At 49.7% G+C, this 12,776-nt stretch carries 14 protein-coding genes; 11 read left to right on the top strand and 3 right to left on the bottom strand.

Annotation, left to right across the window (positions count from 1 at the left end; all coding sequences use genetic code 11):
• Nucleotides 1–51: 51 nt before the first annotated feature.
• Nucleotides 52–243, bottom strand: coding sequence for an IS3 family transposase (locus QBE54_RS08140; protein WP_369017700.1), 192 nt, complete (start codon nt 241–243; stop codon nt 52–54).
• A gap of 113 nt (nt 244–356) precedes the next feature.
• Between QBE54_RS08140 and QBE54_RS08135 the strand changes: the two genes are divergently transcribed.
• Nucleotides 357–563 carry a hypothetical protein gene (locus QBE54_RS08135; RefSeq protein WP_369017699.1) on the top strand — a complete coding sequence of 69 codons (207 nt, stop codon included), beginning with the start codon at nt 357–359 and terminating at the stop codon, nt 561–563.
• A 398-nt stretch (nt 564–961) separates the two neighbouring features.
• Here QBE54_RS08135 and QBE54_RS08130 read toward each other — a convergent pair whose 3' ends face one another.
• Both QBE54_RS08130 and QBE54_RS08125 read right to left on the bottom strand, forming a co-directional pair.
• Nucleotides 962–1,153 (bottom strand): transposase, encoded by a 192-nt coding sequence (locus QBE54_RS08130; RefSeq protein WP_369017698.1) that lies wholly within the window; start codon nt 1,151–1,153, stop codon nt 962–964.
• Nucleotides 1,154–2,248: 1,095 nt separating this feature from the next.
• On the bottom strand, nt 2,249–6,523 hold the full coding sequence (locus QBE54_RS08125; RefSeq protein ID WP_369017697.1) for a PLAT/LH2 domain-containing protein: 4,275 nt from the start codon (nt 6,521–6,523) through the stop codon (nt 2,249–2,251).
• Between the two features lie 160 nt (nt 6,524–6,683).
• Here QBE54_RS08125 and QBE54_RS08120 point away from each other — a divergent pair, with 160 nt between their 5' ends.
• The 10 genes from QBE54_RS08120 (at nt 6,684) to QBE54_RS08075 (ending at nt 12,773) form a co-directional block, all read left to right on the top strand.
• On the top strand, nt 6,684–6,938 hold the full coding sequence (locus tag QBE54_RS08120; RefSeq protein WP_369017696.1) for a UPF0236 family transposase-like protein: 255 nt from the start codon (nt 6,684–6,686) through the stop codon (nt 6,936–6,938).
• Nucleotides 6,890–7,012, top strand: a complete 123-nt coding sequence (locus tag QBE54_RS08115) for a UPF0236 family transposase-like protein (RefSeq protein ID WP_369017695.1) — start codon at nt 6,890–6,892, stop codon at nt 7,010–7,012. Before QBE54_RS08120 ends, QBE54_RS08115 begins: the two co-directional genes overlap by 49 nt.
• Before the next feature lie 122 nt (nt 7,013–7,134).
• Nucleotides 7,135–8,904 carry an ATP-binding cassette domain-containing protein gene (locus QBE54_RS08110; RefSeq protein WP_369019419.1) on the top strand — a complete coding sequence of 590 codons (1,770 nt, stop codon included), beginning with the start codon at nt 7,135–7,137 and terminating at the stop codon, nt 8,902–8,904.
• 3 nt (nt 8,905–8,907) lie between these two features.
• Nucleotides 8,908–9,828 (top strand): ABC transporter permease, encoded by a 921-nt coding sequence (locus QBE54_RS08105; RefSeq protein WP_369017694.1) that lies wholly within the window; start codon nt 8,908–8,910, stop codon nt 9,826–9,828.
• 77 nt (nt 9,829–9,905) lie between these two features.
• On the top strand, nt 9,906–10,907 hold the full coding sequence (locus QBE54_RS08100) for a sugar ABC transporter substrate-binding protein (protein ID WP_369017693.1): 1,002 nt from the start codon (nt 9,906–9,908) through the stop codon (nt 10,905–10,907).
• 311 nt (nt 10,908–11,218) lie between these two features.
• A complete protein-coding gene (locus tag QBE54_RS08095) occupies nt 11,219–11,533 on the top strand; it encodes a nucleotidyltransferase family protein (protein ID WP_369017692.1) in 315 nt (104 codons plus the stop codon).
• Nucleotides 11,530–11,694, top strand: coding sequence for a HEPN domain-containing protein (locus tag QBE54_RS08090; RefSeq protein ID WP_369017691.1), 165 nt, complete (start codon nt 11,530–11,532; stop codon nt 11,692–11,694). Before QBE54_RS08095 ends, QBE54_RS08090 begins: the two co-directional genes overlap by 4 nt.
• Nucleotides 11,645–11,938 (top strand): HEPN domain-containing protein, encoded by a 294-nt coding sequence (locus QBE54_RS08085; protein WP_369017690.1) that lies wholly within the window; start codon nt 11,645–11,647, stop codon nt 11,936–11,938. Before QBE54_RS08090 ends, QBE54_RS08085 begins: the two co-directional genes overlap by 50 nt.
• Before the next feature lie 225 nt (nt 11,939–12,163).
• Nucleotides 12,164–12,406, top strand: a complete 243-nt coding sequence (locus QBE54_RS08080; RefSeq protein WP_369017689.1) for an AbrB/MazE/SpoVT family DNA-binding domain-containing protein — start codon at nt 12,164–12,166, stop codon at nt 12,404–12,406.
• On the top strand, nt 12,375–12,773 hold the full coding sequence (locus tag QBE54_RS08075; protein WP_369017688.1) for a PIN domain-containing protein: 399 nt from the start codon (nt 12,375–12,377) through the stop codon (nt 12,771–12,773). The genes QBE54_RS08080 and QBE54_RS08075 overlap by 32 nt, the downstream gene beginning before the upstream one ends.
• Nucleotides 12,774–12,776 lie beyond the last annotated feature (3 nt).

Genomic DNA, 12,776 nt, shown 5'->3' with positions numbered 1-12,776 from the left:
TTCCCCCAAAAGGTGGAAGCACTGTTATTTTACTCTAACTCGTATTGTCTTTCAAATTCCTCTTTTCTCCTCTACCCCAGTGTGGAATAGTCTTTCTGAGTTATAGAATCCCTCAATGGAGACAAAGAGACTCAGTTTTACTTCTTCTTGGGTCTTGTATTTTCTTCCGATGAGTTCGGTCTTTAGGGTCTTAAAGAATGATTCCATCACCGCATTATCGGAACGGTTTCCTTTTCTGCTCATGCTGGGGATCACCCCGTGTCTTGTGGCAATCCTCGGATACTGGATAACTATACTGAATCCCCTGATGGGGTGATGGGGAAGGGGACAAGCCGGCTTTCTCCGTTCCAAAGCTTTTGAAGGACCCAAAGGAGGAATTCCTGGTTCAGTCTCTCGTTGGCATCTCAGCCTCCCACTTTCTGGGAGTAGAGGTCCATGATGACCGAAAGATACAGCCACCCCTCTTTCCTGGGGATACAGGCGATATCAAAACAGCAATAGAATCTGGTCTCTCAGCCTGGAATCCCTGGTGTACCGGATTGGGAGTTTTCTTGAGGGCATGAGCCGAATTGGTGGTGACCCGATACCGCTTCCGAGTTCGTGTTGCATAGTCATACTTCCTTATCAGTCGAATTATCCGGTTTCTCCCCACCTATAGCCCTTCTTCGTGAGGAAAGCAGTCATCCTGGGACTCCCATACATACTTTTCCTTCCCTCAAAAGCCTTCGTGGTGGCCGTAAGGAGTTCTCGATTGGCTTTAGCTTCCTTCGATTCGCCGCTCCTTCAAAAAGGCGTAATACCCCCTCTACCCTAACCTGCAAGACTTTGACTCAACCTCTCCACCGAAAAGGTAGCGGTGGGTATCCAGAAAAGAGAATTTCATTTTGGTGTCTTTGAGAAAAGTTCACGCGCTTTTTTGATAGTCTTTTTCTTCAGCAACCCTTTTGAGCTCTTTTTCTCATTAGCGCACATAGGCCTCATCCTTTCGAAGGTTTCCCTTTCCAGGAAAAGGGTCCTGTGGTTCTTCTCGGAAAGTCCTTTTCCACGTATAGATAAGACTTTCCCCAATACCAAAGTCCCTGGCGAAACCTGTGCTACACTCTACTTCCTTTCCTGAACAAGACGCAAAATCGAGAGCTTCACTCTCGGTCATACTTTCTTCTTTCCATTTTCTGACACCTCCAGTTCATGATGCTCTCCTTTTCTTTGCCTCCACTCAACCGGGGGAAGGTCATCTTCTGACTCAGGATTTGAAGTTATTGGAGGTTTTTTTGAGTCTTGGTACTAAGGAGGCAGAGAGGGAGATGATAGGTTTATGAACTGAGGATGGGAAGTTGGAGATTGGATTCCATTTTGGCCAAGGTTACAGTTTAGAGATTGATCGGGTGAAACAGTGCGGTCGGTCTGAAAAATAGGCTTCCTATATGGGTTGAGTTCTCAGCACTACGCTCCAGGAGGTAGGGTATATCTGGTCGTCTCGTCAAGCAGGGTAATATACGTGGCCGAGAGGGGCGATGGTGGAGCTTTCCTGATCGGCTCAGCGCTTTTCTCCGTATCTTCAGCTTTATTACCGAAAGTGCCTTTTGGAGGGGTGCAACACGGCAATTGTGGCTTGGACAAGGAGAATGTTAGAAATCCTCTGACACCCTTTCGACGAAGAAACGGTTTATGAGGAAAGACCGGTGAGGTTTTCTCTTCCGCCCTCGCAAAATTTTAACCACTGAGCTCTTGTCAAGGATAGGGGATGGAGGGTCAGATAGTTTCGATGTGTACTCAAAGGCATGGAGAGAAGTATAAGAATGACTCTCGACTGGCTATCTCATCAAAGATTCTTAGGATTCAAATTTTTAAAGGAAATTTTGGGATGAGAAACTCAGAGGATTAGCAAAAGGGTTACGACTCGTTTTTCAGAGAAGAGGTTTTGTTGCCCTTTGGGAGTTGCCGTAACACAAAATAGAATATGCCACCACAAAATACGTGTTTCTGAAAAAAGAATTCGGGTTTTGTGTAAATTTGAAGCCTCTCAACTAGTAAGTTCAGGAAATTCTCACTGAGGGGAGTGCTGAAAGGCTGGCGGTTTGGACCATTTGCAAGGTGGGGTGAAGGAGTTCGGGCGTGCCTGAGGTATGGAAAGGAGCCTTACCTGGCTATCCTTGATTTTTGCGAGATGACCCGTATCCAGGTTATTGCCGTATAGGGAGTTTTACCAGAGGTGTATCAACTTGGGTAGGATTTCCCACAAAAAAGGCTATGTTCCGCTGAGAAGGCATACGTTAATGAGAATGCTTCCAGTTTGAATGATGGTCTGGAGGAGCGGTTCGTAGACATCAAGAGCCGCATTGGTATCGGTAACTGGGTCATGGGGAAGGATGTTGAGAAGAGCATCCTGCCTATAGATGGAATGGCCGTTCTCTCGCCAGTTTTTGACATTGCTTGCGGCAAGAGAAAGGAGAATAGCTAGCGGATAATCAGGCCTTACGGGTTCACAGTCAGTAACTCCCAGGGCTTCATAATTCATAGCGTGGTCAGAAAGGGTGGGACTAAAGGGGTTGTTTCCCACTGTCAGTGTTCTCAGAGTGGCAAGCTTCCCTTTGCAGGAATCTGGGTCGTTAGATTCGAAACAACCGATGATTTCCTCCACCAGAGTTTTACTTCGCTCAAGGAGGAGAGTTATCTGCCGAAGGGTTGGGTCGTTTTGACCGAGTTCCTGAAGGAGAATGACTTTATATGCTTGCGCGACTGAACCCGATACCACTCCAGGGAGTTGCACCGACCAGTTGAGAGCGTCATAGAGGTAATCGAGGAGGTCAACGGTGCTTGAAGCCAGTCCCAGGGTAAAACCAAATTGCTGGATAAGGCTTTTCTGGTTGGTAAGGTAATCTCCAAGTCCTTCAGAAAGGGCATCAGTGAGGTAATCATCCGGAGAAACACCGAAAATGGAGAAAGCACTCACGCCATAATCGATCACCGGTAGGGAAGCATTCACCACATCGGGGTTTAGTCCGGCCAAGTATTCTCGAACGGTTTTCCCACACAGGAAGACCTCGGTTTTCCCTTCGAGGGCGGATAAGACCACTGCCTGGAGTGCTTCGTTTTTGTAATTGGCCCAGTTTGCAGGAAAAACCCAGACGGTTTTCTCCCTGACCTCGGTTCCCTTGCGGGTTCTTATGAGGAACCGTTCTGGACGGGTGAGGGTTGCGGCTTCAAAGGCTACTCCCCATTCATCTTCGGGAAGGTACGGTGGCTCCCGTTTCCTCCAGGCAGGATTGGCCGATTGTCGACCGAGGAAGCGGCCATCCTGACGGAACACTTCCATATCCCTCTGGCCATCGAGGCAGGTGAAGTAAAAACGGGTACAGTCCTCGGGAAGGATGAAAACCGTGTCACTTGCTTCGACGAGGTTGAGGGATTTTCGCTCACCTTCTGCAAAAATGCCAGCAGGGTAAAGGTCGGTTACTGGGGTGAACTTCCCATAGGTTTTTCTATCCCCTGTATCAAGAGCCAGCCACCGGTTGGGAAGGAATACCCATTCGGTCCCCGAGCGGGTGTCTTTCACCTTAAGTCCTAAGACAAACCAGCCGGGTTTATTTCCGGAATTGTCATGGAGAAGGACGATGTGGTCGAGGTTTTCGATAGCCCGTCCGGTAACTGAAAAGATATCCCGCCGTCCTCGTTCAAAGGGGTTACCGCTATGGAAGAGCCGCATAACCCCTGAGCCGTACCGTACACCTTCCCGCTCCTCGGGTTCATAGAGAGCAAGGAACACCTGGGCATCGGTACCAGCATTTTCCAGGTCTCCAGTCAAAACCTCCACTTCGTAGGTGGCGGAGTTTTGTCGCGCAAAGGCAGGAGGAATGGTGAGGCGCCTGCCGCCAATAGTTCGTCTTTGGTCCACAGCCACTTCTTTCGTGACACTTGTCGTTTGCCAACGGTCATCGGTAACCTTAAGAGTCACCGGCATGATCTGAGGCACAGAAAAGAAATGGGCAAATTCTCGTGCTTCAATTATGGCTGAACCAGGCCAGGACCACTCGTACTTGATGATCACCCCATCAGGGTCGGAGGAAGCGCTTCCATCAAATGCCACGCTCCTGAAATAGTGCATTTCATCTTCGGAAATGAGGAAGTCTGCTACCGGATGGGCGTTGGGCGGGAGGGTCAGGGTGAACCGGGGTGGAGTGAATCTCCAAGGTTCCACTACTTGCTGGATGGTATTCCCAGGAAAAGCAAAGGAGATATCCCAGCTCCCTCGAAGGAGTGGAGCAACGATCCGTGTTTTTGGACTCCCCAACCTTGCCTGGAATTCGAAAATCCGCCAGTCCTGCTCCCAGATAAGGCGAAGCGGAAGGGATGTACTTGGAAAACCGGGAGCGACTCCCTGTATCCGTACCACGTAGTCATCGCGTTTTTCTAAGGTTAAATTCCCGGTAATATTGTTTCCTGCGGCATCGAAGACCTGGAGGTGCCGGAGGATATCATCAGCGAAGAGGTACGACCATGGCCGCTCAGGATCCTGCTGGATCTGGATTTCGAAAGCATATTCCGGGTGCACGGTGTACGGAGTGTCAAAGGAAGCCTCGGCAGTACCGCGGCGGGAGGTGACCCGGAGTGTGCCAGAAACCAAGAAGGTATAGCCATTCCACAGGGGTTGGCACTCTGGTGTGCTCGGGAGGTATTTGAAAAAGATTTTTCCATGGATTACTTCTTTTTTGGCAATCCGTTCTGGCAATGGATCACCGCTAACAAACTGGAGGTTCTTAGTTTCAAGGTTGAAACGTAAATCGTCGATATCCACCGGAGCGTTGTTCCTGAGCGTCCAGTTGGCTACGAGGTGTTCCCCTTCGGGATACGTCTGAACTTCAAGGTAAAGAGGATTGGGAAAGGGAATAACGGTCATGGCGAAAGTTCTTTGAGCCGGCCCCAAGGAGGCGGTGACCGTGGTCACCTTGGGGGTGCTATCCTGGAGTTTGGGGGTAAGCCAGGTAAAGGTAAGGCGTTCCTCCTCTTTGGTGATAGAGACCTCCTTCACACTCACCGAGAGGAGTTTCTCGAGTTCCGGGAGGGTGTGAAAACGAAGCTCGGTGGGTAAATCTTCAAAAACCTCGGAAAGACTTTCCCCATGAGGAGACACTTCTACGAGTTCTATGGGGAGGGGCCAGCCTGGGCCAGAAATATCGAAAGCGACCAGCATCGGGTTTTCGATTCCTTCGTCCCGTTCGAAGCGATTACTGAGGAAGGTGCATCCCTTATCTCGGAGAACGAGGACCCTTTCACTCGGATCATATCCTTCGGGGAAGACGAAGACCCCGGTGAGTTCTCCCGGAGGAAGAGCATAGCGCAGCAGGAGATGTCCCTGGGTAGCAAGGAGTTCTTTTCCGCCCACCACCCGGCACCTTCTCGCGCTCAATCCCGGGGGCCAGAGGGTTTTTTCGGTAACTCGCCTTCCATCGGGGGAAAATGCATGGAGAACGGTTTCCTTAGGACCCTTTTCCTCGACGATGATTACGGTGTCGTCATCCAGGAAAGCACCATAGAGCGTGGTTTTACCACGAGGCGTAAATTGGCCCAGGGAAATTGGTGGTTCTCTGGTATCGGCAATAAAAAAATGGAACGTCTCAGTTTCATCCTCGATAGCGAGGAGCATCTTGCCAGAAAATGCATCGAAAAAATGAAGCGGTGAAGGAACAATACGTGGGGCAGGGACGATATCTGGAAGAGGGAACCGTTGCACCATTTCACCAGCTTCATCGAGGAATTCCAGGAACACTGCATCCCTCTCCTGGCAAAGAATGGGGAGGAATGTGCTCGGAATGGAATTCCGGCTCTCCCAGGTGTGACCACTTCGTTCGGGGAAAAAGAACCGCACTCCTGGGGAGAGGTGGGTAATGGGGAAGCGCTTGCGATCCTGAGGAAGGAAACCGAGATATCCGCCGAAATTCCGTTGTGCATCCTGGGTGGGCACAAGGATTACCTTCCCAAAGGCAATTACTGGCTGTCCTCCTCCAGGAACGGGCTCACTTAGAAGGCATTCTTCCGTTTCTACATCGAAGACGTGAACTACGCCCCGGTCGTTGGTTACCAAAAATCCACCCTCGGCAACCAGGACCAGGTTTCCAGGGAATACTTTCTCTTTTTGTGTTTCAAGGGAGAGTACCTGCGTGTCTACGGCTTCGCCAGCGTAGTAAAAGACATATCCCTCACACAGACCATGAAGGATGCACTGTTCAGGAAATGCCTTCTCGCAGATAACCTTTTGAGTCGCACAGTCAACGACCACAAGAACGTTCTTCCGCACTACAAAAGCCAGAAGGTTTCCATCCTGAAAAGGGCCACTGGTGGGGGTGTGGGAGGCATTAGCGATGATGCGTGACACTCCGTCAGATTCCTGCAGTGGTTCCCATTTGTAGAGAATTTGCAAGAAGTCTGTTTCTTTCCCAAAAACAGAGGAAAACCCAAGAAGAACCAGAAAAGCAAAAATCCCGGTAAGTAGAGATAAAGTTCTTTTCAGAATGGGAGTGAACACATCCTTCCCTCCTCAAGAGTATTTTACCACCCCAACCTGGAGGAGGAAAGAGGTGATGTAAGTTCATTGTAGGCGTCTCAAAGAAACACAAAGGACCTCACCGTCCAGTGTGGTATAAACCTTGTCTGTGTAACAACACACTTCTCTGGAGGTGAGGTCCATGGATATGGTACAGCATATTCTCAAAGGATGTCAGAGGATGCTGGAAACAGTGGACCACTTTCTGGAGGAGGGGGTGACCTTCCAGGAATTCGGAGAGGACCTCTGGGAGACCATGCACGGTGTGGGAAGGGAAATCCTCAAGGTGGTCCTGGACACCAAAGACCAGGAAATTAGAGAGGATAGAAGGAGAAAGAGAGCTTCGAGGTGGTGCGCAAGGACAAAAGGACCATCCTCACCCCCTTTGGGGATGTGACCTACCAGCGGACCTACTATGGGAAGAGAGGAACTCAAAAGTACATCCACCTCCTTGACTCTTCTACAGGGTGAAAGAAGGAACGGCGTATCAATCCCCTGCCTGAAGCTTTGCTCCTTGAGGAAGCGACCGATACCTCCCCTTCCCAGAGAGGGGAAGAGGAAAAGTCTCTCGCAGGTCTTGCCCCTACCTCTTCATCGAAGCCGATGAGGACCATGTCCCCAGCAGGAAAAAAGAAGCATCAGGAATACCCAGAAGCAAAGAAACAAGACGCCTCTTTGCCAAACTCGTCTATGTCCATGAGGGAAAGGTGCAAGATGGGGAAAGGACCAAGCTCCGCCACCCTCACTCCTTTGCTGGTCTCTATGAGGACACCGAAAACCCCTGGTTCGAGGTCTTCGAGTACCTGGAGGAACATGATGACCTGGACCGTTGGGAGTGCATTTTCCTCTGTGGAGATGGAACTTCCTGGATGCAGAAAGGCCGTGAAATCCTCCCCAAAAGCATCTTTGTCCTGGATCGCTTCCATCTCCTGCAGTATGTTCAAGGAACCTTTGCCCACTGTCCCCATCTTTTTCCTGAACTCCACCGAACTCTCCAGGAGGGAAACTGGGAGGGTGTCCAGGGTATCCTGAGAAACGCTCACACCCGAAACCCAGACCCCAAAAAGAGGAATCACCTCAGAGACCTCAAGACCTACCTGGCCCGGAGTCTGGGTATTGCCACCGTCTACCAGGAGCAGCAGTTGATTCCTGGTTTGACCGTAGCTGAGAACCTTTTTCTGGGGAGAGAGTGGCGAGCCAGGGGCGGCTGGGTGGATTTTGGAAAGATGTTTGCTGAAGCCCAGCGGGTTATTGACCTTTTCGGCCTTTCGCTGGACCCTCGGGCGAAAGTGGAGAGCCTTTCCGTTGCTGAAAGGCAGGAAGTGGCCATCTTAAAGGTTTTGCAGGAGAAGACCCGAGTGATTCTTCTTGATGAACCAACTGCAGCACTTTCCAGAGAGCAGGTCCAGTTTTTCTTTGACTTCGTCAACCGTCTGCGGGAACAGGGCATGGCCATTCTCTATATTTCCCATCACCTGGAGGAGGTGCTGACCATAGCTCAGAAGGTTACCGTGCTCCGGGATGGCCAGAAGGTAGGCACTTTCCAAAGTGGCGAGGTGGATAAAGAGGCGCTGGTAGAAAAGATGGCTGGGCATCGGCTGGCTCGAAAGCCCACGGGAGAGAAAAGTCCACCCCGGGAAGTGGTACTTGAAGTGGAGAACCTGGGAGACGGGAAAAACTTCCAGGAAGTTTCCTTTCTGCTGCGCAGAGGTGAAATCGTGGGTTTTCTGGGGGTTACAGGTTCGGGATGTCGCAGTGTGCTGCGTGCTTTGGCAGGCCTCCATAAATGGAGCGAGGGAAAAGTTACCATCCAGGGCAAGGTTTTCAAGCCTTATCAGGTTACCGACGCAGTTGAGCTGGGAATCTTTTTTATGCCTGAGGACATGCGCCGGGAAGGGTTGGTGCTTCCCCTGGGGTTTACTCAAAACATCACCCTTTCCCGTTTGAAGAAGGTTTTGTGGAGAGGGCTTATTCACCCGGGCAAAGAACATGCTGTGGGACAGGAGTACGTTCGTGCCCTGAACATTGCTGTCCCCGGTGAGCGGGCAGAAGTGGCAATTTTGAGCGGAGGAAACCAGCGTAAAGTGCTACTGGCCCGAGCTTTATTTTCCGATGCCTGGTGCTGGTTGCTTGAAGATCCCACTCAGGGGATTGATGTGGAAGCTCGGGCAGAAGTTCATCACCTCCTGCTCCAGGCAAGGTCGCTGGGGAAGAGTATTCTCCTTTTCTCTTCGGACTTTGACGAGCTGATCACGGTAACCGATCGCATTTTGGTTTTTCACCGGGGGAAGGTGGTGCAGGAAATTGACCGACCTGAGCAGACGACTCCTCAGGAATTGCTCCGACTCATGCTGGGAGGGTGAATGATGAAAGGTATGGCCTTACGTGGTCGTTGGGTGTTGCTTCTGGTGCTGGTGGCTATCGCTGTGTTTACGGGCATCGTGAATCCCCGTTTTCTGAGCGTACAGAACTTCCTGAACATTCTGCTTCAGATTTCCGTTCTGGGGGTAGTCAGCTTGGGAGCGACCATTCTTCTTGTTTCCGGGAACCTGGACCTTTCGGTGGGGAGTTTGCTCTCCCTCAGCGCCTACCTGGGAGGCTTGGTGATCATGCACAGTGCCTCTCTGTTTTTCGGGATTATTACCTGTCTGGGGGTAGCGGTGCTTTTTGGTCTTTTCAACGGGTTCCTGGCTTCTTTAGAGCGGGCTCATCCTTTCATTTTCACTCTGGGTATGATGACTTTTTTGCAGGGTATTGCCATCGTTATCAGCCGGGGTAGTCCCATAAACGGTATGGGAGGACTGTATGAGTTACTTGGCATACGGGACTTCTTCCGGGTTCCCATGCCGGTGGTCCTTTTCGTGATTTTACTCCTGGTGGTGCACCTGTTCCTAACCTATTTCCCCTTGGGAAGATACGCCTACGCCCTGGGTGGTAACCAGGAAGCCAGTCGGCTCTCAGGAATCAGAGTTGGACGGGTGAAGATTTTTCTCTACGGTTTGAACGGGCTTTTTGTAGGTATTGCTGCCTTGATGCTGAGTTCCATTCTGGATTCCGCCCTGCCTACCATGGGTACGGGTTATGAACTGCGCTCCATTGCCGCGGTGGTCATTGGGGGAATCCCTCTTTTTGGGGGACGGGGGAACGTGTGGGGTACATTACTTGGTGTTTTGCTTCTGGGATTGGTATCAAACAGCATCAACCTGATGGGCATAAGCGCCAATTTCCAGAACGTGGTTCTGGGTGCCATTATGGTGCTGGCAGTGATGTTTCAGGGCTCGCGTTGAGGGAGGTGATAGCGCGCTTTTTTATTTGATGTGGAAAGTTTAAGAACAAGAGATTTTTGAAGGGAGGTTAGAAGGTCATGAAAAGGAGTATTCTAAGTTTGGTTTTGATTATGTTTCTGGTGCTGGATGTGTGGGGTCTGGCGGTTGCTGAAGAAGAGCTGGAGATTGCGTTCATTCGAGCCACAGGTGAACCCTATTACCAGTATGGTTCTCAGGCGGCAGAGATGGCAGCAAAAATGCTGGGAGTGAAGATGATCATTTATACCTCCAACCTGGATCCCGCTCAGGAGCTTGCCAACGTTCAGGATGCCATCTCTCGAGGAGTAGATGGAATCCTTATTTACGCCGTGTCGCTCTCTTCGGAGCGAGCAGCCGTGGATGCTGCCAGCAAGGCTGGTGTCCCCATTTTCTTCCAGTACGGGTATCATCCTGACTTGCTTCCCAAGTCGGCCGGGTTCATGCAAATTGACCTCAAAGCGTTTGCCAGACCTCTGGGTGAATGGATGGCTGAAAACCTTGAAAGCGGCAAGGTAGCCATCATTGAGGGCACCCTGGGTCGGGGTGATGCTGAGGCATACAGTGAAGGCTTTAAAGAAGGCCTGGCTAAGAATCCCAACCTGAAAGTGGTGGCTCAGGTATCGGCAGAGTGGAACCGCCAGAAAGCCTATGAGGCGGCAACTAACATCATCACTGCTCACCCGGACCTGGTGGGACTCTTCGTGCAGAATGAGGACATGGCAGTTGGGGCCGCCAACGCTCTGGAGCGGCTGGGTAAGTTAGATCAGGTAAAAATCGTTTCTCAAAACGGCGCTCCATACGGCCTGGATCTTATCCGGGAAGGCAAGCTGCAGCTTACCAATGCCAATCCTCCTTCCATTGCTTCGGTCATGGCCCTGCGCATACTGCTGGGAGTTATCAAAGGCGAAATTGAGCCCGGACACTTTTACTGGGCTCCCACTCAGCTCATCAGTAAAGACAACCTGGAAGTTGCCTATCGCTGGGATGCTGATGAAAAGGATATCGAAGCCTGGTTGCAGTTGCCCCTTCCTGAGCCGGTTATCCCACCACCTGCTTCCTGAAACAGCGCCCCCGGGAAAACCCCGGGGGTGTGTCTGCGTTGTGTCCTGCGGTGAGTTTAAACCGTCTTTCATAGTTTTGGATTCGCAAAGCAGCCGGCTCACGGCTGTTTACTGGCGAATAATTGAGTTTCTCCTCACCAATGCTTTACAATGTAGAGGGATTTTGTGTTGCCTCCTTTGCAGGGTGCTTTTTACCGGGTGGGCTGAGGGCTTTTCTAAAGCCGGAAGAAGTGAGGGTATGGTGGGGCAAGTTTTAAAGACCCTCTCACGCTTTCTTGAGGTTCTGCCAGCAGAATGACGGGGGAAGAAGAATGACTGAACTACAAAAGGTTCTGAGGGATTTGAAGCAGGAGATCATAAAGGTTTTGGGTGAGAAGTTTCAGGAATTGATACTTTTTGGGTCTTATGCAAGAAAAGAAGAAGGTGCATTCTCAGACATTGACCTTTTGCTTCTTGTAAAGGGTGAGCTTTCTCGGGAAGAAAAAAGGAAAATGGACGAGGTCATAAGCAGATTTTCCCTTGAAAACGATGTAACCATTGCCTGTATTGATTACCCGGTGGAAATCTTTGAGCGATTTAACACGCCATTTCTTTTGAATGTCAAAGAGGAAGGGATAAGAGTGTGAAATATTCTGAAGAAGTGAAGGCTCTGTTGCACAAAGCCCGAAGAAGCTTGGATGCGGCAAAAGAACTGTTTTCTAAGGGTTATTACGACTTTGCTGTTTCACGTGCCTACTATGCAATGTTTTATTCCGCAGAGGCGGTTCTCCTCACCAAAGATTTTTAAAAAACATTCTGCGGCTATCTCTGGGTTTGGGAAAGAATTTGTCAAGACAGGAGAATTTGAAGAAAAGTACCACGGATATCTGCTCAATGCTTTTCGGGAAAGAGAGAAAGGGGATTATGATGTTTTCCTGTTCCAGGGTAAGGAAGACGCAGAAGAAGTGTTGAAAAATGCTGAAGAATTTATCTCTGCGGTGGAAAATTTTCTACTAAAGCTTGGATATGAGCGCAAAGGGAGTTGTGGGTAAGAAAAGGATTATTCCCTTCTGGTACTAAAAAGGCCTCGGCGAAAGACCTGCTCTATTTTCGGAAACTCCTTCGGGTCCGTTTTCCACCAACCCGCCTTGTTATGACAATGTCAGCCATTTTGCTCTTTCGGATTGCTTTTCCCTCTGGCTAAAGCAGAAGGTTATTTGACAAAGCTCTTTTTACGCTTTACTCTATTGTTAGGTAATACTCAAGAGGTGAGTAAGATGAAAACTGCTAAAATTACCAGAAAAGGGCAGATTACTATCCCAGTGGAGTTTCGCAAAAAACTTGGAACCGACCTGGTGGAAATCGAGATGCAAGAAGAAAAAGTGATCATCAAGCCGGTGAAAAAAATTGGTGGTATTTTCCATCGCTACGCCCTGAAAGATAAACCCATAGAAGAGATCCTGAAAATGGAAAAAGAGGCTGTGAACAATGCCTTCAGAGAGAAACACAGTAATCGTTGATGCTAATGTGATCCTTCGCTATCTTTTGAAAGACGACCCAAAGCTTTATAAAAAGGCAGAGGAGTTCTTTGACGAGGTGTTTTCTGGCTTGAAAAAGGCTCTCTTTTTACAGTCGGTTATCGCAGAAGTCATCTATGTCCTTCGAGGTCTTTACAATGTGAAAAGAGAGGAGATAGCAGAAGTTCTGGAGGAGTTTTCGAAGATGAAGGGGGTAAAGATTCAGGATAAGGATGTGGTGCTTGAGGCATTGCACATTTTCAAATCCAAAAACCTGGACTTTGTTGATTGCCTTCTCTGTGCCTATAGCAGAAAATACGTAATCTTTACCCTTGATAAAGGAGTTGAAAAATGCATAGAAAAATTATAGCTC

The sequence above is a fragment of the Thermatribacter velox genome, assembly GCF_038396615.1.
In the GTDB taxonomy this organism is placed as follows: Bacteria; Atribacterota; Atribacteria; order Atribacterales; family Thermatribacteraceae; genus Thermatribacter; species Thermatribacter velox.
Note: the sequence above shows the minus strand (reverse complement) of the source record. Positions and strands in the feature narration are given on the sequence as shown.

Coding starts and splice junctions, on each gene's coding strand:
- QBE54_RS08080 (WP_369017689.1), top strand. CDS start 12,164: ATGAAAACTGCTAAAATTACCAGAAAAGGGCAGATTACTATCCCAGTG.
- QBE54_RS08095 (WP_369017692.1), top strand. CDS start 11,219: ATGACTGAACTACAAAAGGTTCTGAGGGATTTGAAGCAGGAGATCATA.
- QBE54_RS08130 (WP_369017698.1), bottom strand. CDS start 1,153: ATGACCGAGAGTGAAGCTCTCGATTTTGCGTCTTGTTCAGGAAAGGAA.
- QBE54_RS08100 (WP_369017693.1), top strand. CDS start 9,906: ATGAAAAGGAGTATTCTAAGTTTGGTTTTGATTATGTTTCTGGTGCTG.
- QBE54_RS08120 (WP_369017696.1), top strand. CDS start 6,684: ATGGATATGGTACAGCATATTCTCAAAGGATGTCAGAGGATGCTGGAA.
- QBE54_RS08075 (WP_369017688.1), top strand. CDS start 12,375: ATGCCTTCAGAGAGAAACACAGTAATCGTTGATGCTAATGTGATCCTT.
- QBE54_RS08085 (WP_369017690.1), top strand. CDS start 11,645: ATGCAATGTTTTATTCCGCAGAGGCGGTTCTCCTCACCAAAGATTTTT.
- QBE54_RS08105 (WP_369017694.1), top strand. CDS start 8,908: ATGAAAGGTATGGCCTTACGTGGTCGTTGGGTGTTGCTTCTGGTGCTG.
- QBE54_RS08140 (WP_369017700.1), bottom strand. CDS start 243: ATGAGCAGAAAAGGAAACCGTTCCGATAATGCGGTGATGGAATCATTC.